Genomic DNA, 20641 nt, shown 5'->3' with positions numbered 1-20641 from the left:
CACACGCCCTGACCTGCAAAGACGCAAACAAAGGAACAGACATCATGTCGACGCCGCCCAGCAGCCCTAGCCCTTCTTATGGCAATTCCCTGACAAAGGCCGAACCTTTCGGGACCGAGGAGATCCCTGAGAGTGAACGGCATGGACACCCTCGACAGCAATTCACGTTGTGGTTCGCAGCCAATATGGTCCTCGCCGTGATGGTTTCGGGATTCTTCTCAGCTTCATTCAACCTCAGCGTCGTCGAAGGCCTTAGCGCTGTGGCCGTCGGTTCACTGCTCGGAGCTGTGGTCATGGGAGTGCTTGCCGGGATCGGAGCGAAACTCGGTGTGCCACAGCAGGTTCAGGGACGCGGCCCTATGGGCTATTACGCGAATTACGTTCCCATTGCCCTGCTCACGATCGTGTCGGCAATGGGGTGGACGGCCGTCAACACAGTCTTCGCAGTTCTCGCCCTTCAAACCCTCGTCGACATCCCCTTTTGGACAGGCGCCATAGCCATTTATCTGGTGCAGGCAGTATTCGCGGTCTGGGGGCACAATCTCATCCATGTGATCAACAAATATGCGAGCATCGTTCTCGCAGTCCTCTTCGCAGTCATCACCGTTCTTTCCGTGCAGAAGGTCGATGTCGGTCTGGAACTCAACGCGAATGCCGCCATCCTCCAGGGAGACTGGGCCAGCTGGATCACCTTTGCCGGCTTCTTCTTCGCGTACGTGATGACGTGGACCCCATTTGCCTCTGACTTCTCCCGCTACCTCCCGCGAACCGAATCTCATACTAAGGTGGCCCTTTTCACCACTGGCGGAAGCTTCATCTCTCTTATGTGGCTCGGCGGTATCGGGGTGCTCGTCTCGAGCTTTGCCGGTGAGCTCGGTGCCATCGAAGCGCTGAGCGAACTCACCGGCTCCTGGGCGCCAGTCGCAATGCTCACGGTTGTACTCTCAACATTGCCGGTCAGTGCAATGAATCTCTACGGCGGTTCGATCTCCCTGCTGACGATCGGAATTCCGGTGAGCAGAGCTCTCGGAGTTGCAGTCACAGCTGCCCTCAGTCTCGGCATCGCTCTGTGGATGCAGGGCGACCCGTATGGCAGCTTCTACGACTTCCTCCTTCTGCTCGCCTACCTTGTCGTTCCCTTCAGCACCGTCCTGCTTCTCGACTACTTCACGCGATCGATCCGCTACGGCGCCGCGGCCACTGCGGAGCTGTTCGACAGAAAGCGACGCGTCGAATGGGGGTTCCTCGCCTGGATCATCGGCTGCGCAGTCTCCTCGTTGTTCTGGAACACCACACTGTGGGTCGGACCCCTGGCTGACGCGACTGCGTCCTGGGGAGATGTCGCGTATATCGCGGGTGCGATCGGCAGTGCCATCGCCTTCGGATTGCTTAGATATCTGCCTCCGCTTTCATCTCATCGGTCGACCGTCAGCGCAGCAGATTCGATCCCCGCTGAACCCGAACAGGCCAGGCGGTCTGCCGACTCTGCGCCGGCGGGACACACCTCAGAAGAGGCGGTGCTGGATTGACGGCGAATAGGACTCCTCAGACAGCTCGTGTCCCTGGCTCTGCCCTTGTCATCATTGACATGCAGGTCGCGTTCCGTGACGACGGCAGTCCTTGGCAGGTGGCCGGGTACGACGCAACTGCTGACAAAGTCTCCGCATTGGCTGCTGAACTTCCGGAACGGATCATCTGGACACGCTTTGTTCGAGATCCTGCGGAACAGGGGAGCTGGTCAGGCTACTACGACCGATGGAACAGCTTTCGCGTCGATGAGGATGACCCAGCCTGGGACATCACCCTGCCGGTATCTGAAGCGGATAACATCGTCACACTCCCGACTTTCGGAAAATGGGGCGACGAACTGGAATCGCTGACCGCGGATGCACAACACCTTATAGCCTGCGGGGTCGCCACAGAATGCTGTGTTCTCTCTACCGTTCTGGCAGCGGCCGACGCCGGCAAGACAATCACACTCGTCACCGATGCTTGTGCCGGCGCTACCGAGGAGCTCCATGTGCAGACCCTCGACATCCTTGACGCGCTCAGTCCGATGGTCACTCTGACCACAACCGCCGAGCTCATAGACTCCTGATACGTCGAATCCCTACTGTCCCGGCAACCCAGCGCTGACCCAGCTGAGGGACTATGGAGAAGACGCCGTGATCACGTCATCGATCACGGCGTCTTCTCTACCCCGAAACGCGAATGTAGAGATCGACGGCGGCTGGTTGGGGCCACCAGCGGATCGAAACCTATGGTGAAGGGTCCAATTCTTTTCACATTCCTCGCCGCCCACGGACAGCGATCGGCAGCGACCTGCGCAGCCGCCTGCACGTCTAAGCACCCTCGAACATGACGAAAGGCGGTCTCAGACCTTGCAAGTCTGGGACCACCTTTTACGTCACCGCGGCAATTGGACCGTCCCGGCCCGGCGGATCACCACTCCACCGGGTCGTCGACCCTCAGTTCTCACCGGAAGTTCGGAACCACCTCATCGATGAAGAGCTGCAGTGACGCTTTCTTCTCATCATGGCTGAGCGCATTGTCCGACCAGAAGCTGTACTCGTCGTAACCGAGATCCTCGTAGTGGCGGATGCGTTCGGTCACCTCCGCGGGGGTGCCGATCATCGCCGACTTATGCAGTGACTCGAGCTCGAATTCGGGGCGGTCGGCGAAGTTCTCCTCCGGAGTCGGGTCGAGGAACCCGTCGACGGGGTCCTTCTTCCCGAAGGCCCACGACGAGAACGTCCGGTAGTACTTGTTCACCCCTGCGGCCCCCACTTTCCAGCCTTCCGGCTCATCGGGGGAATGGACGTAGGTGTGGCGCAGCACCATGATCTCCGGGCGCTTCTCGACCTCGGGATGGGCGGCGACCGCGGTGTTGAACTTGTTCATCAAATCTTCGACCTCACGGTCGTCCTTCATCAGCGGCGTGACCTGGACGTTGCAGCCGTTAGCGACGGCGAAGTCGTGAGTCTCGGGGCTGCGGGCGGCCAGCCAGATCGGAGGAGTCGGGGTCTGCACCGGCTTCGGCACGGCCGTGGAGACGGGGAACTGCCAATGCTTGCCCTCATGGGCGTAGTCACCTTGGAGCAGTTCCTTCATCGCCGGAACGAGTTCACGCAGATATTCGCCGCCGTCGGCTGCGGGCATGCCGCCGGCCATGCGGTTGAACTCGAACTGGTAGGCACCGCGGGCGATGCCGACTTCGGCCCGGCCGCCGCTGAGAACATCGAGCAGCGCAACTTCGCCCGCCGCACGCAGCGGATGCCAGAACGGGGCGATGATCGTGCCCGATCCCAGTCGGATCGTCGACGTCTCGGCAGCCAGGTAGGCCAGCTGCGGCATCGGGCTCGGCGAGGAGACGTACTCCATCGAGTGGTGCTCACCGATCCAGACAGTGCCGAAACCTCCGGCTTCGGCGATCTTGACGAGCTCGACGAGGTTCTTCCAATGCTCTTGAGGGCTGATCGAGTCGTCCCAGCGTTCCATGTGCAGGAAGAGTGAAAAGCGCATGATGGTTCCTTTCCCAGCGGAGGCCTCTGTGCCTCCGACATGTTCTTCAGTGATGTGTGATCGTTCTTCAGTAATGTGTGATCGCCGAGGCGGTACTCAGCCGGTGCTGACCTGTGTACCGGACGCGGTGCTCTCGCGTTCGGTGATCGTCGTGTTCGTCCGCGACCAGAGGTCCTTCTCGACTTCGCGAACGATGACGGTGATGTTCTCGTCGGCGGCTCCCGTCGTCTCCGCGGCGACTTCATGGACCCCAGCGATGAGGGCGCGCAGCTGTTCGGGAGTGCGTCCCTTCGCGATTGAGATATCGATGAGCGGCATCGTCTCACCTGCCCAGCACGAAAGGATCTGCGACCGGACCTTCGTCGGTGTTGATCCATACGCTCTTGAGCCTGGTGTACTCGTGCATCGACTCGAGGCCGTGCTCGACGCCGACACCGGAGTTCTTGAATCCCTGGCGAGGGGACATCGGCGACATCGCTCGATACATGTTGATCCACACAGTTCCCGCGTCGAGTCGCTGCGACATCCGCATTCCGCGGGCGAGGTTCTGCGTCCACACCCCGGCGGCCAGTCCGTATTCGGTGTCGTTGGCGAGCCCGAGGACCTCATCCTCAGTGTCGAAGGGCATGATCGCAGCGACCGGCCCGAAGATCTCCTCCTGGCAGATGCGCATATCGTTCGTCGTCTCCGTGAGCACGGTCGGTTCGAAGAAGTACCCGGGCAGACCGACTTCGGGACGATTGCCGCCGTAGGCGATCTGTCCGCCTTCTCCCTCGCCGAGGCGGACGTACTCTTCGACCTTGTCACGCTGAGCCGCGAAGGCGAGCGGTCCGAGCTCGGTGTCATCGGCCATGGGATCGCCGATGACGATCGATGCCGCCCGAGCGGTGACCTTTTCGAGCAGTTCGTCGTAAACCCCGCGCTGGACGAAGACTCGAGACCCGGCGATACAGGTCTGTCCGGCTGCGGCGAAGATGCCGGCGATGACGCCCATCGCCGCATTGGACACATTTGCATCGTCGAAGACGATGTTCGGAGACTTTCCACCTAGTTCGAGCGTCGATCCGATGAAGCGGCCAGCTGCGGACTTGGCGATGGCCGAACCCGTCCGGGTCGAGCCGGTGAATGAGATCTTCGCCAGCTGCGGTGCGTCGACGAGGGCCTGTCCCGCCTCGGCGCCGAGGCCGGTGACGACGTTGACGGCACCGGCGGGGAATCCGGCCTCGTCCGCGAGTTCGGCCAGGCGCAGAATCGTTCGCGAGGTGTATTCGCTCGGCTTGATGACCGTGGTATTGCCCGCCGCCAGTGCCGGTGCAAGCTTCGAGATCGTCAAAGTCATCGGCGAATTCCACGGCGTGATGAGTCCGACGACGCCGAGCGCTTCCCGCTGAGTGAAATTGATGACTTCGGGCGAATTCGTCGGGATCTGCGATCCCTGCACCTTATCGGCCAGTCCCGCATAGTAGTAGAGGTATTCGGGCAGACCCTGCAGCTGCCCCTTCATCTCGCGCAGGAGCTTGCCGTTGTCCTGACTCTCAAAACGGGCGAGCTCCTCGGCGTTCTGCCCGATGAGGTCGCCGAATCGACGCAGCAGGTGCCCTCGCTGCGTCGGCGTGGTCCGCTGCCAAGCGGTCGAGTCGAAGGCTCGCTGAGCGGCCTCAACTGCCTGTGCGATATCGGCGCCTGTGCCGCGAGCGAAGCTGTAGAGCGTCTCAAGGGTCGCAGGATTCGTGCTCTCGAGGTATTCCCCGTCGGCGGGTGCGCGATGCTCCCCTCCGATGAAATGGTCGAGTCGCGTAGTCATCATCGACTCCCTTCTGTGTGGTTGATCAGGGCGCGGAGGTGATCGGTGAGCACCTCGGGGTGAGTGACGGGCAGCATGTGCCGGGCGCCGGAGACGATGGCGACCTGTGTGTCCGGAATCCGGTTCGCGATCCTCTCGCTCATCTCCGGAGTCGAGCCCGGGTCGAGTTCGCCGGTGATCGCCAGGGTCGGTGCGGTGATCGCACTCAGCTTCGATTCGAGCTCCCGGTCGCCCGTGGCGAAGACGGCATAGGCGTGGCGGTAGGATTCGGGGTCGTTGGCCAGAAGCACAGAATGCGTCTCGTCCCGCAGCGCCTCGGTACCTTCCTCTTCTTCCGGGAACCACCGGTCGAGTGCTCGTTCCATGCTGCCGCGGAAGTCCGACTCCGCTCCGTCGAGTCGCCCCTGCACCGCAGCAGATTCCTCCTGCGTGCGAGCGCACACGGAGCTCACGCAGGTGAGGCTGCGCACGCGCACCGGCTCCTCGATCGCAATCTGCTGGGCGACGAGCGATCCGAGGGAGAATCCCACGAGGTGCACCTGACCGGCCGGTATCCGTGCGAGCACATCGGATGCCATCGCCGCCAGGTCCGTGGGTGCGGTTAGTGGCGGCTGCGCACCGTGTCCGGGCAGGTCGATCGCTGAGGCGTTCCTGGGCAGCAGTGCTTCGACCCGTGACCATACCGTGCGGTCGAGACCGACCCCGTGGAGCAATACGACCGGGACGTCATCGTCTGTCGGCATCGTCCGTCTCGTTTCCTACTGCTCGGTCGAGAGCGAAGCGAGCCGCTGCTGCGGGCGCCCACCGGTGGAACCCGCGAGTGCGATGAGGATCTCGCCGGGGTGCGGAGCATCAGCGACCCGCCATTCGAAGGTCTGGTGGTGGGAGCGGATCGTCGCGTCGGTGAAGTGCTTGAGGGGGATGTCGAAAACGACCCCGGCCTCCCCACGCTTCTCCACAGCCGGCAGGAGAGTCGAGGCCTGCGCGGCGTCGCGGAAGTGGTTGCCGAATTTGAGGGTGTGGATGAGGGCCGAGCCATGCTCGATCTCTCCCGAGAGTCCGACGATCGCGGCCTTGCCGTAGGCCTCGAGCGTGCCGCCCAGAGCTTCCATGACCCGTGGCGCGAGGAGAGCGCCGAGCTTGCTCGCCGTCGCGTCGATTCCCGGGCCGAGGTCGTCAACGAAGCCCTGCCCATGCCAAGGGTTCTCGATGACTGCCGCCACGGCAGCCACAGTGATGACGGGGTCGGTTCGCCGTCCGCCTTCGGCCAGGATCTCTTCGGTCACCGTCGTGATCTTGCGAATATTCATTTCGTCAGTCCTTTCAGAATTTCGGTGGTCACAGCACCGTCGGTGCGACGGTCGCCGATGCGGGCGAAGGGCCTTGGCCCTGTTGATGCCGCCGCGATCACACAGAGTTCGTCCGCCTTCGGAGCATCTGTGAGTCGCAGGTCGATGGTCTGATAGTGGTCTCGCGAAGTGGCGTGGGTCTTGTGCCACATCGGCACCCTGATCGACGCCGAGGGGCCCGATCGACCATCGGCGAAGCAGAGAACAGAAGTGCCTTCAAGCATCTCTCGCATGATATTGCCGAAATACGGAGTATGGATAAGAGCCCCGGCGTGCTCAAGTTCTCCATCGACACCGACGACGGCACCCTTGCCGAAGGCCTCGATCGCAGAGGCCGCCCCGAGCGTGTCGAGCAGCCTGTCGGTGAGCACTTTTGCGAGCACCGGTGCGACCTGTTCGGCAGCCGGCGCCAGATCGGTCTGCGTACCCGTGCCCACCCAGGGATTGGCGAGCACAGCGATGGCGGCTGCCTGCGTCAATGGGGCATCCGGCGCGGCTCCGCCGTCGGCGATGATCTCTTCACGCTGCACGGTGATCGATCGGACACCGAGACGCCAGGCGAGCTCATCGAAATCAGCCGGCAGCTCATCGAAATCAGCCGATCGAGCGAGGCCGGGCTTCTGTGCTCCGAGGCCCGGCTCCTGTAGCCGTGTCGGGGTGGTTGTCATGCGTCCTTCTCTCGAGTTTGTTGCATACAAGAAATTTACTTGCATGCATCGAAGCATGTCAACAACTCACTTAGATTGCGTGTTTTACGAGTTTTTCTCGGCCTATTGACGAATGCATCACAGTCTACCTACGCTATCTAGCATGCAACAGATCACGATTGAACAGCTCAAGACAGAAATCCGCGCAGTATGGCACGAGGCCTGGGACAATGGGCGCACCGAAGCGCTCGCTTCGCTCTTCACCGACGACTACCAGCGAGTGTCAGCCAACTCTGGTCGGACCATGACCGCCGAAGAGACCAAAGCCGAGATCAACGAGATCCGCTCCGCCTTCCCCGACCTCACGACGACGATCGACCACATTCTCATCGAAGGCGACCAGGGCGCGATCTACTGGCACTCGAAGGGCACGTTCACGCAGCCGCTCAACGACGTTCCGCCCACAGGGCAGCCGGTGACGACACACGGTTCTAATCTGATCCGCCTCGAAGCGGGCCGGATCGCTCGCGAAGAGGTCACCTGGGATGCCCACGAGCTCCTGGCTGATCTGGGCCTGAAGTCCCTGTCCTCGGCATTCGAGGCTCAACCCGAAGTCGTCACCGATGACCTCTCCGGAGAGCCCTCGGCCGATGCCCTCAAGGCCTTCAACCGTCAGTTCGTCACCGGTGTCACCGTCGTCACCACGACTGATGAAGACGGTAAGCCACGGGGCCTCGCGGTCAACTCCTACAACTCAGTGTCCCTCGACCCACCGCTCGTGCTTGTCTGCGTGCAGAAGACTTCATCGACTTACCCCGCACTGTTCCGCTCAACCCATATGGGAATCAACATCATGAGCCGGAATCAGCGAGACACCATCGGCACCTTCGCTGCTAAAGGCGCGGACAAGTTCGCCGAACTCGACTGGCACAAGGGTGTCGGCGGCTCTCCGCTCATCGACGGCTCCGCCGCATCGATCGAAGTCGAGATCAAGGAACGCTTCCAGGCATTGACTCACACAATCTTCATCGGCCGCGTCCGCAGCGCCGAAGCAACCGAGGACGAACCGATGATCTACAAGGCGGGTCGATTCTTCGACAGTGAAGACCTCACCGCCCTCTAACCAGCTGGCTCGTCGAGCATCCTTGTTCGCAGAGCCTCGTTCTCTGTCATTTCCATCGATTTCGACCACATACCCACCTTCGGCCGAATAAGAATTTCTGCCCGCAGTTCCCTGTCTGCTGCCTCAAGGGGCGCCCACCCACATTTGGAGACAATGATGTCAATGTTAGAAGACCAAGAGATGCAACCAGACGATTCGTCGCACCTCAAGGGCGACACTGCACAGAACAACGGCGGCCGCCCGACTCGTTCGATTGGAAGAGTCTTCCTGTGGTCGGTTGGGTTTGTGATTGCGTTCGTCCTGTGGGCCGCATTTTCGCCTGAGTCCCTCGGCGCCACCATGTCCTCTGCAATGAACTCTGTCTCTTCGGGAATCGGTTGGATCTATTTGGTCGTTCCGTTTGCAGCAATCATCATGCTCATCTGGTTCGCGGCAAGTCGGTTCGGTCGCATTCGGCTGGGTTCTGAAGACTCTCGGCCCGAATACAGCACGACCTCGTGGCTGGCCATGATCCTCGCGGCTGTCATGGGAATCGGCCTCGTCAGCTATGGCGTCGCCGAGCCGATGTCGCACTTCCTGATTCCGCCTCACAGTTTGGCAGAGCCTGAAACGATGAATGCAGCGATCCGAGCAATGCAGTTCTCTTATCTTGACTGGGGGTTCCAAGCCTGGGCTATCTTCGGTGTATTCGGCCTGGCCATCGGCTACTCGACTCATCGCAAGGGCCGGCCAGCCCTTGTCTCCACTATGCTGCGCCCAGTCCTCGGTCGTTTCGTCGATGGTTGGGTGGGAAATTTCATCGACATCCTCACGATCATCGCAACTCTGTTCGGCACAACGACATCACTCGGACTTGGCGCGTCGCAAATCGGAGAAGGACTCCACGCTGTTTTCGGCGTCGACTCCACAGTCGTGTTGCAGATCATTGTGATCGCAGTGCTGACGCTGCTCTTCACCGGGTCAGCACTGACGGGTGTAAGCCGGGGAATCAAATACATCTCTCAGATCACATTAACTATGGCAACGGTACTAGGGCTGTTTGTCTTCATCGCTGGTCCAAGCGGCTTCGTGTCCAATCTGTTCGTTCGGTCGGTCGGTTCATTTGCGGGTGATTTTCTGCAACTCAGTTTCATGACCCCGTCCAGTGCTGAAGACAGCGAGTGGATGCTCGGCTGGACATACTTCATGATGGCTTGGTGGTTATCATGGAGCGCCTTCGTCGGCATCTTCCTGGCCAAGATCTCAAAAGGCCGCACAATCCGCCAGTTCGTTGCCGGTGTCCTCCTTGTTCCGAGCGCGGTATTTTTCCTTTGGTTCACCATCATGGGGGGCTCGGCGATCAAACTCGACATGGACGGAGCTGCAATCGGAAAAGCGACTCAGGACAATCTGGATACCGCTTTCTTCAGCCTTCTCGATCAGCTGCCGATTCCGCTGTTGTCTTCGATATTCACAATTCTGATGGTCATTTTGTTCTTCGTCTCCTCTGCCGACTCGAATACGTTCGTCCTAAGTTCACTCTCATCTCGAGGATCGTTCGAGCCTCGTCGACCAGTAGTCGCTACTTGGGGAATTCTCACCGGGGCTTGCGCCATCGTGCTGCTTCTGCTCGGCGGCCTTCAAGCGCTGCAACAAGCAGCGATGCTTTCAGCAGTGCCGTTCACAGTCATCGTCATCGTTCTCGGAATTGCATTGATCAAAGAACTACGCAATGACCCTCAGATAGTTGAAGAGATCGCCCGAGAGCGTCGAGTCCTCGGGCTCTGAATTGCTGGCCGGGACTTAGCGTCACAACGTCGCGATGGCCCCGCGACATCGAGAAATGGTCGTAACCGGATGCTCAGGAGGCCATGAAAGTATCCGGTTACGACCTATTTTTGCGTCCACAGCCGGCCTTCAGCCCCGTTCCTCATCTTCCAGCCGCGCAAACGCCAGGTGGGCGAGCGCCGCGGCCTGATCGCCGAGCAGACCGTCGTCGAAGACCACCCTGGGCGAATGGTTCGTCTCGGCGTCCGGGTCGATGCCTTCGGGTGTCGCACCGAGGAAGACGAATGTGCCCGGCACCTTCTGGAGCACAAAGGAGAAGTCCTCCGACCCCATCCTGGGATTGTCCATCTCGACGACCCGCTCGGCCCCGAAGACCGAGCCCAACTGCTCGAGCACGATCGCCGACTCGTCCGGGTTGTTCACGGTCACGGGGAATCCCACCTGGAAGTCGACCTCGGCGGTGCAGCGATGCGCCCGGGCGATGTTCTCACCGATCTCCGTCACCCGCTCCTGCAGCAGTGCCAGAGACTCGGCGGAGAGGAACCGGATGGAGGCGGTGAGCTTCGCCGAGTCCGGGATGACGTTGCTGGCCTGCGCGGCTTCGAGCTGGGTGACCGAGACGACGACGGGGTCGAAGATGTCGAATGACCTGCCGGTCATCGTATTCAGGGCCAGCACCACCTCGGCGAGCGCCGGCACGGGGTCGCGGGTCGCCTGCGGTTGGCTGCTGTGTCCGCCGGCCCCGTGGATGGTCAGGGTGAGATCGGCGAACCCGGCCATGAGCGGCCCGCCCTTCGTCGTGAAGCGGCCCCGCACATCGGCTTCGACGTGGATGCCATAGGCCGCGACGACCGGGACTCCGGCGGCCTCGAGCACGCCTTCGGCGATCATCGGCTCGGCCCCGCCCTCGACCTCCTCAGCCGGCTGGAACATGAAGATGATCGATCCGGGGATCTCCTCGCGGTGAGCGGCGAGCAGGCGGGCGGCGCCGACGAGGCCGGCCGTGTGCAGATCGTGACCGCACGCATGCATGTTCCCGTTTGTCGATGCGAAGTCGAGGCCGGTGTCCTCGACGACCGGCAGCGCGTCCATATCCCCGCGCAGCAGCACCGCGGGCCCGGGTTTGCCGCCCTTGAGGACGGCCACCACCGAGGTGAGCGACCGGCCCGTAGCGATCTCGAGCCCCAGTCCGGCGAGCTCATCGAGCACCGTGCGCTGCGTGAAGGGGAGGTCGAACCCGAGTTCGGGATTCGCGTGCAGCTTCCGTCGCAGGGAAATGAGATCGCCGAGGTGGCCCTGAGCTTCGGTGCGGAAATCTGGGCTGGTCATGGGGCTCCTTCTGCTCGCCGTCACCCGCGTGCCACGAGTTCTCGTCTGTCTCCAATCTACGCCTTGTGAGATTTCCCCATTCATTGCAGGGCCCTGTAGCGAAACGAGAATGCTTCGTCGGGAATTCTGCCCGGACCGGCAGCGGCTGGGCTCGACGTCAAGGGGGTACTGCGGAGGTCTCGCTCGTCGGGGCTGTCTCGGCCTGTCGTGGGCTACATGGACCACAGGGCGGAAGTGCGCGAATTCCTGACCTCTCGACGGGCGAAGGTCAGCCCGAAAGATGTCGGCCTGCCTGCGGGCAAGAACTGACGGGTGCACGAGCTGCGCCGCACCGAGGTCGCGGCCAACGCACTCGGCCGGGCTTTCTACAAGGATGCTTATGACATGCCCGGCCAACCAGAGAGCTTTCCACCCGCAGCGAGGACTTCCGCCAGCTCTGGAGTGCCCACGACGTGCGCCACCACGGCTCCGGTTTCAAGGAGCCCCCGGAATCATGAAGATCACCCTGAACATCGGCGACGACCAGGTCTCCGACGAGCTGTACGACAACCCGGTCGCCGACCAGATCGCCGAGCTGCTTCCAATGGAGGCGGACTTCGACGACTTCCATGACCACGAGACGTTGTCTCGGCTGCCGCGCCCCCTGGACGTTTCCGCAGTGCCGCGTTCCGACGAACCGAAACCGGGCGAGATCGGCTGCTACGCACCGGAATCATCATTGGTCCTCTACTACGCCAGTCCCGGCCGCTGGCCCGGGCTGGTACGGATCGGCCGCATAGATCTGCCGGTCGAACAGCTCCGTGCGCTGCCCGACGGAACCCGGATTGCGTTCGCCGCGGCCGGGTGAGCCCTCGCAGCTTGGCAGAATAAGACGACGCCCGGACCCCCGCTGAGACGGCCTGGGCGTCCCTATGTTCCGGCTGTGTCCCTCAGCCGTCCACCGACGCGGGCTCGGTTCTCAACCGCGCGACTGTGCCGACTTCCTGCTCGGTGCGGCGGTCCTTGACGACCAGGATGCTGAGCGGCAGGAAGTAGAGGGCTGCGATGACTGCCCCCACGGCGACCGGTCCGGTCGCACCGAGCGCAGATTCGAAGGCGAACCCGGCGATCCAGGAACCGACGGCGGTGCCGACGTTGAACGATGAGGTGGCCAGCGCCGAGGCCAGGGTTGGTGCCTGGTCGGCATAGCCGACGGCCTTGCCGATGAGGATCGGGTTGGTCGACATGCCGAACAGGCCGAGCAGGAAGATCAGCGCCACGGTCGTGATCGGTGAGTGGGAGAACAGCGCCAGGCCCACCAGCACCAGAAAGGTAGCCGCAGCAGCAGTGAACAGTACGCCGTAGGGTCGGTGGGTGCCGAGGCGTCCGCCGAGGTTGGAGCCGATCAGAGCGCCGAGCCCGTAGGCGAGCAGCACCAGCGGCACTGCGGAGGCGACCATGCCGGTGTTCACGGTGAGCAGCGGGGAGATGAAGCTGTAGGCGGCCAGCGAGGAGCCGCAGACAATAGCCGCGCTGCCAAGGACGAGCCAGATCCGTACGTCGGCCAGTCCGGCGATCTCCCGCCGCACCGACGGTGTCGAAGCGTGGTCGGACTCAAGTGGCACCTGTTTGAGGATCGGCACAACGGCAATCAGCGCGAGGACGGCCAACGCCCAGAAAGGTCCACGCCAGCCGATGGCCTGGCCGGCGAATGCACCGAGCGGAACGCCGACGACGTTAGCGAGCATTCCACCGCCGAGCACGATGCCGAGCGCGCGGGAGCTCTGCCGCGGTCCGACTGTTTGAGCAGCGACGACGGCGGCGACGGCCCAGAATGCGCCGGTGGCCAGCGCAGTGACGAACCGCATGCCGAGGATGAGCGGGAAGGCGTCGCTCAGCGCGACGACGGCGTGGCCGATCGCGAAAACCACCAGGGAGACGGAGAGCGCAAGACGACGCTGCATCTTCAGCGTCGCGATCGCCATCAGAGGGGTACCGACGATCATCCCGATGGCGAACACGGTGATCATCAGTCCGGTGTCTGCGACGGGAACGCCGATGCTTACGGCGATTTCAGGGAGGATGCCGGCGACAATGAACTCGGTGGTGCCCATGAGGAACACCCCTGCGGCGAGGACGTAGATCAGCAGTGGCAGCCGGGCTGCTGCGGACGGACTTGATATTTCTGGCATAGCTGGGTGTGGATCTTTCGGACCGAAGACAGATGCTGAGACCCAGGGAACGCAGAATGCGGTTGGGCCACGATCCATATCAACACCTTTTCCACGGGTGAGGGAGTCCCTGACAAGGGGGGTACTGAGAGAGACTCCCTAACTAGATGTCGACTGCATACCGTTGAACTGCGGACAACATCGGGCTGAAGACCCGTCGACGGAAGGACCCTCTCATGACCACAATCGCAATCATCGGAGCCGGACCCGGACTCGGACGGGCCACGGCCCGCCGATTCGGTCGCGAGGGATTCTCCGTCGCCCTTGTCTCCCGAACTCAGGACAACGTCGATCGGCTCGCCGACGAGCTGTCCGAAGAGGGGATCACGGCACGGGGGTACGCGGCCAACGTCCGAGGCCCGCAGGCGCTGCGAGCCGCACTCGACTCGGCTGCCGCCGACCTGGGTCCGATCGAGGTCCTCCAGTACAGTCCGGTCCCGGCGAAAGAATTCATGAAACCGGTGCTGGACACGACAGCTGAGGACCTCGTCGGTCCGCTCGAGCAGTCCGTGTACGGGCCGGTCACCGCCGTGCAGCACGTCCTGCCGGGCCTGCGCGAGCTTGGCCGCGGCACTGTCCTGTTCATCAATGGATCCAGCGCGGTCACCCCGAACGGGAACGTGACCGGCACCTCGATCGCCTTCGCCGGAGAATCAGCCTACGGGCAGATGCTCCACGACGCCCTCGCCCCGGAGGGCATCCACGTCGCGCAGCTGATCATCCCTCGCGGCATCGGGGGCGGCGAGCCCGATCACGAGCCTGATGCGCTGGCCGAGCGCATCTTCTCTCTGCACCGCGACCGAGGCGCGTTCCGATCGTTCGTCGGCGACGCCAGCGCCTTCGCCTGACCACGGCAGAGAGGAGACACCTATCGCTCGCGTCCTGATAACTGGCTCGACCGACGGCGTCGGACGAGCCACCGCTGCGGCACTGCTGGAGGACGGACACCACGTCGTCGTTCACGCTCGCAACCTGCAGCGGCTTTCCACCGCGGACGATCTCATCACCCGTGGAGCGACCGGTGTGGTCGGCAACCTCGCCGACCACGCCCAGGTGCTCGGCCTCGCGGAGCAGGTGCACCGAATCGGCAGATTCGACGCTGTCATCCACAACGCAGGGGTCCTTGCCGGCCCGGAACTGGTGCCGGTCAACGTATTCGCCCCATACGTGCTCACTGCGCGAATCCCCACCGCCCGTTTGATCTACCTCTCCAGCAGCATGCACCGCGGAGGTCGTACCGATCTCTCCCACCTCGGCGATACCGGTGCCGGTTTCTCGTACTCCGACAGCAAGTTAGCTGTCACGGCGTTCATGGCTGCCGTTGCGCGGCGCTGGCCCGATGTGCTCGCGCACGCGGTCGATCCGGGCTGGGTGCCCACGAAGATGGGCGGCCCATCTGCAAGCGACGACCTGTCCCTCGCTCATGTCACCCAGACCTGGCTCGCGACCTCTCAAGAGGCAGACGCGCTTGTCTCCGGGCGCTACTGGCATCACCAGCGGATCGAGCAGCCGCATCCGGCCGTGGACGACGAACCGTTCCAGGACCGGCTGCTGGCGGCTTTCGCCAAGCGCACCCGCATCGAACTGCCGTACATCTGACTCGCGTGACAATCTGCGCACCGCAAGATTACCGAAGGAGTACCACCATGGCTGAACTGACCTATGATTTCACCGGCAGAACCGCGTTTGTCACCGGAGCGCCTCTGCCCGTCGACGCCGGCCACACCGCCCAATGACCGCGCTCGTGAAGTGGACATCCAATACGTCGCGTAGAACGCTTCTCTCGACGATCTCGATACTTATTGCGACCGGGCTGCTTGCCGGTTGCACGGACGGGCCTGAAGAAGGCGGGGCCACAGTTACGCCGTCGACGTCGACGAGTCACAGCGCCGGAGAGACCGGCGATGCCGGATCATCAGTGCAGGCCGTCGAGGGTACCGTCGTTCGGTTCACCGCCGGGAGCGCTTCGGTCGACGTCACGATCGGCCAGGACAGTCCTGCGACGCGCGACTTCGTCGCTATGCTGCCGATGACGCTGGAACTGGAAGAGTTCAACGGGCGGGAGAAAATTGCCGATCTTCCCCGCGAACTCGACTACGAGGGAAGCCCGGGTTCGGATCCCGAGGACGGCGACCTCATCTTCTTCGTCCCTTGGGGCAACATCGGCTTCTACTACAACACCGACGGGATCGGATACTCCGACGACACCCTGCATTTGGGTACCTTCAAAGCGAGCGATGAAGAGCTCTCGCGATTCGAAGGACAGTCAACAACCGTCGAGATCATCGAATGAGACTATAAAGCTCACCTCGCGATACTTCAATCGCACTCGCCCTCTGAGTGCCGCCTTCGCACCCTTGTTGCCGGTCGACACGGGCAAGTAATGTTGACTACCCACGTCACTCAACGAGGAGACCGACCGTGCGCATCATCATCACTCAGAACATCACTCTCGACGGTCGTGTCGAGATGCTCGACGACTGGTTCGACCCACAAGCCCAGGACGAGGAGCTCTCGGCCGAACTCATGCGACAGTCCGCGAACGAGGACGTGCTGCTGCTCGGTCGGCAGACCTTCGAGGACTTCCGCGGCTATTGGCCTCACGCCACCGACGACACCACCGGGGTTGCCGACCACCTCAATCAGGTCGACAAACGCGTCGTGTCCTCGACGCTGACCGAACCGGGATGGCAGAACACGCAGATCATCAGCTCCGACCCCATGCGCGCGGTCACCGATCTGCGGGAAGCACCAGGACGTGACGTCATCGTCACCGGCAGCATCACGCTGGCCCACGAACTCATCGCGAAGGGTCTCGTCGATGAGTATCGGATGTTCACCTACCCGGTGTGGCAGGGTCGCGGACGCGGATACTTCCACGATGGAGCGCACTCGGCCAGACCGCCCCGCCTCAAACTCATCGACTCGAAGGCCTTCCCGAGCGGCATCACCTACTCGGCCTACGAGCCGAGCACCTGAGGCACGCCCCACTCAGAGGCAGACCGGCAATCACCGGATCCGGCGACCGTCAGCCCGCGTGAATGCGTTCGAATTCCTTGCCCCACTCATTCATCGCCAGCACGATCGGCTCGAGGCTGCGTCCCAGTTCGGTCAGTGAATATTCGACCCGCGGCGGCACTTCCGGATAGACGGTGCGCAGCACTAAGCCATCCTCTTCGAGTTCGCGCAGCTGCCTGGTGAGCGTCTTGGTGTTCGCCAGCGGCATCAGCCGGCCGAGCTCATTGAACCGACGGGTCCCCTCGAGCAGATGCTTGATGACAGTGAGCTTCCAGGTGCCGCCGACCGCCGAGACCGCAACCTCGACCGGGCACACCTCCATCGCACGTCGGACCGGCAGACGCATATGCACCTCCATAGGGACAGAAATGTCCGTACTAGACGCTTGTACTCTAGACATCCACGATGGAGGCATGCAAAACAACGCCACCGAGTCCACCGTCCTCTGGCTGAGTGCCCATCCCGAACCTCGTTCTCTCAACGGCAGCCTGCGCACGATCGGAATCGCGCATCTGCGCACGCTCGGCCACACCGTCCTCGAATCCGACCTCTACGCAATGAATTGGGACCCCGTGGTGCGCCCGCACGATGCCGGCACCCACTCATCGGAGCGGTTCCGCATCAGCGCCGCCACCCGCGCCGCGCACCTCGCCGGCACCCAACCTGACACGATCGTCCGTGAGCAGGAGAAGCTGCGCCGGGCCGACGCACTCGTCGTTCAGTTCCCCCTGTGGTGGTACGGCATGCCGGCGATCCTCAAGGGCTGGTTCGATCGCGTCTTCGTCAGCGGATTCGCCTTCGGCACCGACGAGGCCACGGGGCGACGGCTCCGCTTCGAGCAGGGCCCCTTCACCGGCAAGCGAGCCCTCGTCATCACCACCCTCGGCGACCGCCCACTGGCCATCGGTCCGCGCGGCAAGTCCGGTGAGCTCAACGAGCTTCTCTTCGGCCTCCTCCACGGGACGTTCGCCTACACGGGCATGAGCGTCCTCGAACCGTTCGCCGTTCCCAGTGCTGACCATATCGGCGACATCACGCCGCTCCGCACCTGTTTCACCGACCGCCTCGACGAGCTCTTCACTGCACCGACCATCCCGTTTCGCCCGCAGTTCACCGGCGACTACACGCCCGACTGGGAACTCGCACCCCACCTCTGCCCCAGCGAGCACGGAGTGCGCATTCACACCGCCAACTGACCGAGCACGCCCACACTCACCCCACAACTCTGACCGATCACGGGGAGGAACCCTGATGCCCGAGCCCACCCGCACCACTGACCCGACCGGCGATGCTCCTTCGCCGAACTCCGTACAGCGATTCGACGCACACATCGCGGAGTCCGAAATCGAGGATCTCCGCGCCAGACTGGTCTCCGCCCGCCTCCCGGAAACCGAGACCGTCTTCCGCCCGTCCCCCCATCCCCGGCGTTGGGATCAGTGCGTTCCGCTCACCGATCTCGTCGACCTCGTGGACTATTGGCGAACCGACTATTCGTGGCGAAACTTCGAGACTCGGCTCAACGAGATCGGCCAGTTCCGCACCGTCATCGACGGCCTGGGAATCCACTACCTCCACCGACCCTCTCCACGCGCGGACGCAACCCCGTTGATCCTCACTCACGGCTGGCCGGGAAGCATCGCCGAATACGTCGACATCGTCGACGAATTGGCTGAGCCGACCAGCCCTGACGCACCGGTGTTCCACTGTGTCGTGCCCTCGCTTCCCGGTTTCGGCTTCAGCGACCGACCGCGCACCACCGGCTGGTCGACGGAACGAATCGCCGAGGCGTGGGTGACGCTCATGCGCAGACTCGGCTACGATCGCTTCGCGGCCTTCGGCGGCGACTGGGGAGGGGTGATCACCACGATCCTCGGCGGGCGTTTCCCCGACCACCTCATCGGCATCCACACCACCTACGCCCCCGGCATCCCCGGCGCATCACTCAACGAGCTGACAGCAGGTGAGCGCGCATGGGCTCTCGACGCTGAGGACTTCTGGACTCATCGTGCCGCCTATGCGCACCAGCAGGCCACGCGGCCGCAGACCATCGGCTATTCCCTCGTCGACTCGCCCGTCGGTCAGTTGGCGTGGATCCTCGACAAGTTCGCCGAATGGACGGATACTCGCGACAGTCCGTTCGAGACGATCGACCGCGACCGCCTGCTCGACAACGTCTCGCTCTATTGGCTGACGCGCACCGGTGCCTCCTCGGCGCGGATCTATTTCGAAAGCCACGACTCTCTCGATCCCGATCTGCGCGTCGACGTTCCCACGGCGATCACGATGTACCCGTGCGACATCGAGAAGTATCCTCGAGTGCTGTCGCAGGAACGCTACCGGCGCATCGTCCGCTGGCAGGCGGCCCGGAAAGGGGGCCATTTCCCATCCCTCGAAGCACCGGATGACTTCGTCACCGACCTCAGGGCCGGGCTGACAGCAATCCTCACGCGGTGCCGAACATGACCTTCCGGCCGTCGGGGTCCTCGACCGTGACGACGACATCGTCGACGGCCACAAGCGGAGTGCCCGCGTGTCTGATCCGCGTCAGGAACTCCGCCTGATCCGGGATCCGAAAGTACAGGTGCGTGAGATTCGACTCGGCCACCGGCGGGAACGCATAGTCGGCGAAGGCCTCGGCCGAATGCAGAGCCAGCTGCACTCCCCCGGCTTCGACGACGAAGTACGCGTACTCCTCATCGCCTGCGGTCGTCAGCGGCAGCCCCGCGATCTCCCGATAGAAGGCGGCGGTCGCCTCGGCGTCGGTGCAGGTGAGGAACACCCCGCGAAACGTCGATTCCATGGCCGACTCCCTTCGCTGCGGATGGCACGGGCCACCCTCCGTGCAATTGCGGTAGCCGCAGTGTACCCGAATCCACCTACCGCAATATCCCTTGCCAAGTGACGCACATACTCCACACATTCTTCGGGGAGTCGCCCCTGTTAGCCTGACAGGCTGAAACCGATGAGCAGGAGTGAATGTGCGAACGAACCGGTGGCTGCTGGGCCTGGCCATGTCCGTCTCCGTGGTGGCGCTGGCCGCCTGCGGAAGTCAGGATGACGAAGCAAAGCCGAAGGAGTCCTCGGCCGCAGCCGAACAGTCCCCCGGCGCCGACTCCGCCCAAGACCAACAGGGCCAGCAGGGCAAACCCAACACGAAGGACATCCCCGAAGTGGTCGCCGAGGTCAACGGCAAGAAGATCACGAAGGACGAGTTCGTCCCCCTCTTCGAAACCCAGTACCAGCAGATGCAGATGCAGGCCCAGCAGTCCGGCCAGCCGGTCGATGAGAAGGGCCTGAAGAAGCAGACCGCTGAGAACCTCGTGAGCACCGAAGTGCTCGTCCAGGAAGCCGACAAGCGCAAGATCGACGTGACGGACAAGGACATCGACAAGGGGCTCAAGGAGTCCGCGAAATCGGGGCAGATGAGCGAGAAGGACTTCCTCAAGGCCATGAAGGACCAGGGAATGGATGAGAAGAAGGTCCGCTCGGAGCTGAAGAACCAGCTGAAGATCGAAGGACTCATCGAGGACGAATACGGGGAGTTCGAGGTCACCGGCGAAGAGATCGGACAAGCCTATGAACAGGCGAAGTCCCAGCAGGAGCAGATGGCTGCGCAGGGCGGCCAGGGCCAGCAAGAGATGCCTCCGATCGACGAGATGCGCCCCCAGCTCAAGGAACAGGTGAAGAACCAGAAGTCCACCGAGGCGACTCAGAAGTACGCGAAGAAGCTGCGCAAGCAGGCCGACGTCACGATCCACCTCTGAGGCCCGAGCGCCACGGATTCCATCCCATTTGGCAAGAAACTGCCGCCTTTTCTCAAGAAACAGCTGAGTGTTCCTCGCATTTTCCGTGTGTGGAACTTACCCTGAGGT

At 62.7% G+C, this 20641-nt stretch carries 22 protein-coding genes and 2 pseudogenes; 14 read left to right on the top strand and 10 right to left on the bottom strand.

Annotated features, from left to right (window positions below; genetic code table 11):
• Positions 1 to 44 precede the first annotated feature (44 nt).
• Complete coding sequence (locus tag HF684_RS00940; protein WP_169250932.1) at positions 45 to 1529, top strand: cytosine permease; 1485 nt, start codon at positions 45 to 47, stop codon at positions 1527 to 1529.
• Entirely contained in the window at positions 1526 to 2098 is a 573-nt protein-coding gene (locus HF684_RS00935; protein WP_282433913.1) for a cysteine hydrolase, read from the top strand. Before HF684_RS00940 ends, HF684_RS00935 begins: the two co-directional genes overlap by 4 nt.
• Positions 2099 to 2475: 377 nt before the next feature.
• On the opposite strand, the gene HF684_RS00930 is transcribed toward HF684_RS00935, so the two are convergent.
• The 6 genes from HF684_RS00930 to HF684_RS00905 form a co-directional block, all read right to left on the bottom strand.
• Positions 2476 to 3522 carry an LLM class flavin-dependent oxidoreductase gene (locus tag HF684_RS00930; RefSeq protein WP_169250930.1) on the bottom strand — a complete coding sequence of 349 codons (1047 nt, stop codon included), beginning with the start codon at positions 3520 to 3522 and terminating at the stop codon, positions 2476 to 2478.
• Positions 3523 to 3618: 96 nt separating this feature from the next.
• Positions 3619 to 3840 (bottom strand): 2-hydroxymuconate tautomerase, encoded by a 222-nt coding sequence (locus tag HF684_RS00925; RefSeq protein ID WP_169250929.1) that lies wholly within the window; start codon positions 3838 to 3840, stop codon positions 3619 to 3621.
• A gap of 4 nt (positions 3841 to 3844) precedes the next feature.
• Positions 3845 to 5326, bottom strand: coding sequence for an aldehyde dehydrogenase (locus tag HF684_RS00920; protein WP_169250928.1), 1482 nt, complete (start codon positions 5324 to 5326; stop codon positions 3845 to 3847).
• The gene (locus HF684_RS00915; protein WP_169250927.1) at positions 5326 to 6069 is read right to left on the bottom strand and encodes an alpha/beta hydrolase; all 744 of its coding nucleotides are present in this window, start codon (positions 6067 to 6069) and stop codon (positions 5326 to 5328) included. Before HF684_RS00915 ends, HF684_RS00920 begins: the two co-directional genes overlap by 1 nt.
• A 15-nt stretch (positions 6070 to 6084) precedes the next feature.
• Positions 6085 to 6636, bottom strand: a complete 552-nt coding sequence (locus tag HF684_RS00910; RefSeq protein WP_169250926.1) for an amino acid synthesis family protein — start codon at positions 6634 to 6636, stop codon at positions 6085 to 6087.
• A complete protein-coding gene (locus HF684_RS00905) occupies positions 6633 to 7343 on the bottom strand; it encodes an amino acid synthesis family protein (RefSeq protein ID WP_169250925.1) in 711 nt (236 codons plus the stop codon). Before HF684_RS00905 ends, HF684_RS00910 begins: the two co-directional genes overlap by 4 nt.
• Positions 7344 to 7485: 142 nt before the next feature.
• Here HF684_RS00905 and HF684_RS00900 point away from each other — a divergent pair, with 142 nt between their 5' ends.
• Together HF684_RS00900 and HF684_RS00895 are read left to right on the top strand one after the other, a co-directional pair.
• Complete coding sequence (locus tag HF684_RS00900) at positions 7486 to 8445, top strand: flavin reductase (RefSeq protein ID WP_169250924.1); 960 nt, start codon at positions 7486 to 7488, stop codon at positions 8443 to 8445.
• A 162-nt stretch (positions 8446 to 8607) separates the two neighbouring features.
• Positions 8608 to 10212, top strand: a complete 1605-nt coding sequence (locus tag HF684_RS00895; RefSeq protein WP_248279060.1) for a BCCT family transporter — start codon at positions 8608 to 8610, stop codon at positions 10210 to 10212.
• Between the two features lie 129 nt (positions 10213 to 10341).
• Here HF684_RS00895 and HF684_RS00890 read toward each other — a convergent pair whose 3' ends face one another.
• The gene (locus HF684_RS00890; protein WP_169250923.1) at positions 10342 to 11541 is read right to left on the bottom strand and encodes a M20 family metallopeptidase; all 1200 of its coding nucleotides are present in this window, start codon (positions 11539 to 11541) and stop codon (positions 10342 to 10344) included.
• Between the two features lie 216 nt (positions 11542 to 11757).
• Between HF684_RS00890 and HF684_RS18680 the strand changes: the two are divergent.
• The 3 genes and pseudogenes from HF684_RS18680 to HF684_RS00880 form a co-directional block, all read left to right on the top strand.
• Positions 11758 to 11847 (top strand): annotated as a pseudogene (locus HF684_RS18680) (transcriptional regulator); the annotation flags it as partial.
• A 130-nt stretch (positions 11848 to 11977) separates the two neighbouring features.
• Positions 11978 to 12038, top strand: a pseudogene (locus HF684_RS18975) (hypothetical protein); the annotation flags it as partial.
• Positions 12035 to 12388: a cyclophilin-like fold protein gene (locus tag HF684_RS00880; RefSeq protein ID WP_169250922.1), complete on the top strand. Its 354-nt coding sequence runs from the start codon at positions 12035 to 12037 to the stop codon at positions 12386 to 12388. The pseudogene HF684_RS18975 and the gene HF684_RS00880, both read left to right, overlap by 4 nt.
• Positions 12389 to 12470: 82 nt before the next feature.
• Here HF684_RS00880 and HF684_RS00875 read toward each other — a convergent pair whose 3' ends face one another.
• A complete protein-coding gene (locus HF684_RS00875; RefSeq protein WP_169250921.1) occupies positions 12471 to 13712 on the bottom strand; it encodes an MFS transporter in 1242 nt (413 codons plus the stop codon).
• A gap of 215 nt (positions 13713 to 13927) precedes the next feature.
• On the opposite strand from HF684_RS00875, the gene HF684_RS00870 reads away from it, so the two are divergent.
• The 4 genes from HF684_RS00870 (at position 13928) to HF684_RS00855 (ending at position 16730) form a co-directional block, all read left to right on the top strand.
• Entirely contained in the window at positions 13928 to 14599 is a 672-nt protein-coding gene (locus HF684_RS00870; RefSeq protein ID WP_169250920.1) for an SDR family NAD(P)-dependent oxidoreductase, read from the top strand.
• Positions 14514 to 15350, top strand: a complete 837-nt coding sequence (locus HF684_RS00865; RefSeq protein ID WP_348981413.1) for an SDR family NAD(P)-dependent oxidoreductase — start codon at positions 14514 to 14516, stop codon at positions 15348 to 15350. Before HF684_RS00870 ends, HF684_RS00865 begins: the two co-directional genes overlap by 86 nt.
• A 145-nt stretch (positions 15351 to 15495) precedes the next feature.
• Positions 15496 to 16044 carry a cyclophilin-like fold protein gene (locus tag HF684_RS00860; protein WP_248279059.1) on the top strand — a complete coding sequence of 183 codons (549 nt, stop codon included), beginning with the start codon at positions 15496 to 15498 and terminating at the stop codon, positions 16042 to 16044.
• Positions 16045 to 16172: 128 nt separating this feature from the next.
• The gene (locus tag HF684_RS00855; RefSeq protein WP_169250919.1) at positions 16173 to 16730 is read left to right on the top strand and encodes a dihydrofolate reductase family protein; all 558 of its coding nucleotides are present in this window, start codon (positions 16173 to 16175) and stop codon (positions 16728 to 16730) included.
• A 49-nt stretch (positions 16731 to 16779) separates the two neighbouring features.
• Here the strand turns inward: HF684_RS00855 and HF684_RS00850 are convergent, their stop codons facing one another.
• A complete protein-coding gene (locus tag HF684_RS00850) occupies positions 16780 to 17115 on the bottom strand; it encodes a helix-turn-helix domain-containing protein (protein WP_211168034.1) in 336 nt (111 codons plus the stop codon).
• A gap of 67 nt (positions 17116 to 17182) precedes the next feature.
• Here HF684_RS00850 and HF684_RS00845 point away from each other — a divergent pair, with 67 nt between their 5' ends.
• Positions 17183 to 17965, top strand: a complete 783-nt coding sequence (locus tag HF684_RS00845) for an NAD(P)H-dependent oxidoreductase (RefSeq protein WP_169250918.1) — start codon at positions 17183 to 17185, stop codon at positions 17963 to 17965.
• Between the two features lie 55 nt (positions 17966 to 18020).
• Positions 18021 to 19232 carry an epoxide hydrolase gene (locus HF684_RS00840; protein ID WP_169250917.1) on the top strand — a complete coding sequence of 404 codons (1212 nt, stop codon included), beginning with the start codon at positions 18021 to 18023 and terminating at the stop codon, positions 19230 to 19232.
• On the opposite strand, the gene HF684_RS00835 is transcribed toward HF684_RS00840, so the two are convergent.
• Positions 19213 to 19569 (bottom strand): VOC family protein, encoded by a 357-nt coding sequence (locus tag HF684_RS00835; protein ID WP_169250916.1) that lies wholly within the window; start codon positions 19567 to 19569, stop codon positions 19213 to 19215. The genes HF684_RS00840 and HF684_RS00835 overlap by 20 nt on opposite strands.
• Positions 19570 to 19741: 172 nt before the next feature.
• Here HF684_RS00835 and HF684_RS00830 point away from each other — a divergent pair, with 172 nt between their 5' ends.
• Entirely contained in the window at positions 19742 to 20533 is a 792-nt protein-coding gene (locus tag HF684_RS00830; RefSeq protein WP_248279058.1) for a SurA N-terminal domain-containing protein, read from the top strand.
• Positions 20534 to 20641: the final 108 nt, after the last annotated feature.

The organism is Brevibacterium sp. 'Marine' (genome assembly GCF_012844365.1).
Lineage (GTDB): Bacteria > Actinomycetota > Actinomycetes > Actinomycetales > Brevibacteriaceae > Brevibacterium.
The sequence above is the reverse complement of the archived record's forward strand: the minus strand, read 5'-3'. Positions and strand labels throughout refer to the sequence as shown.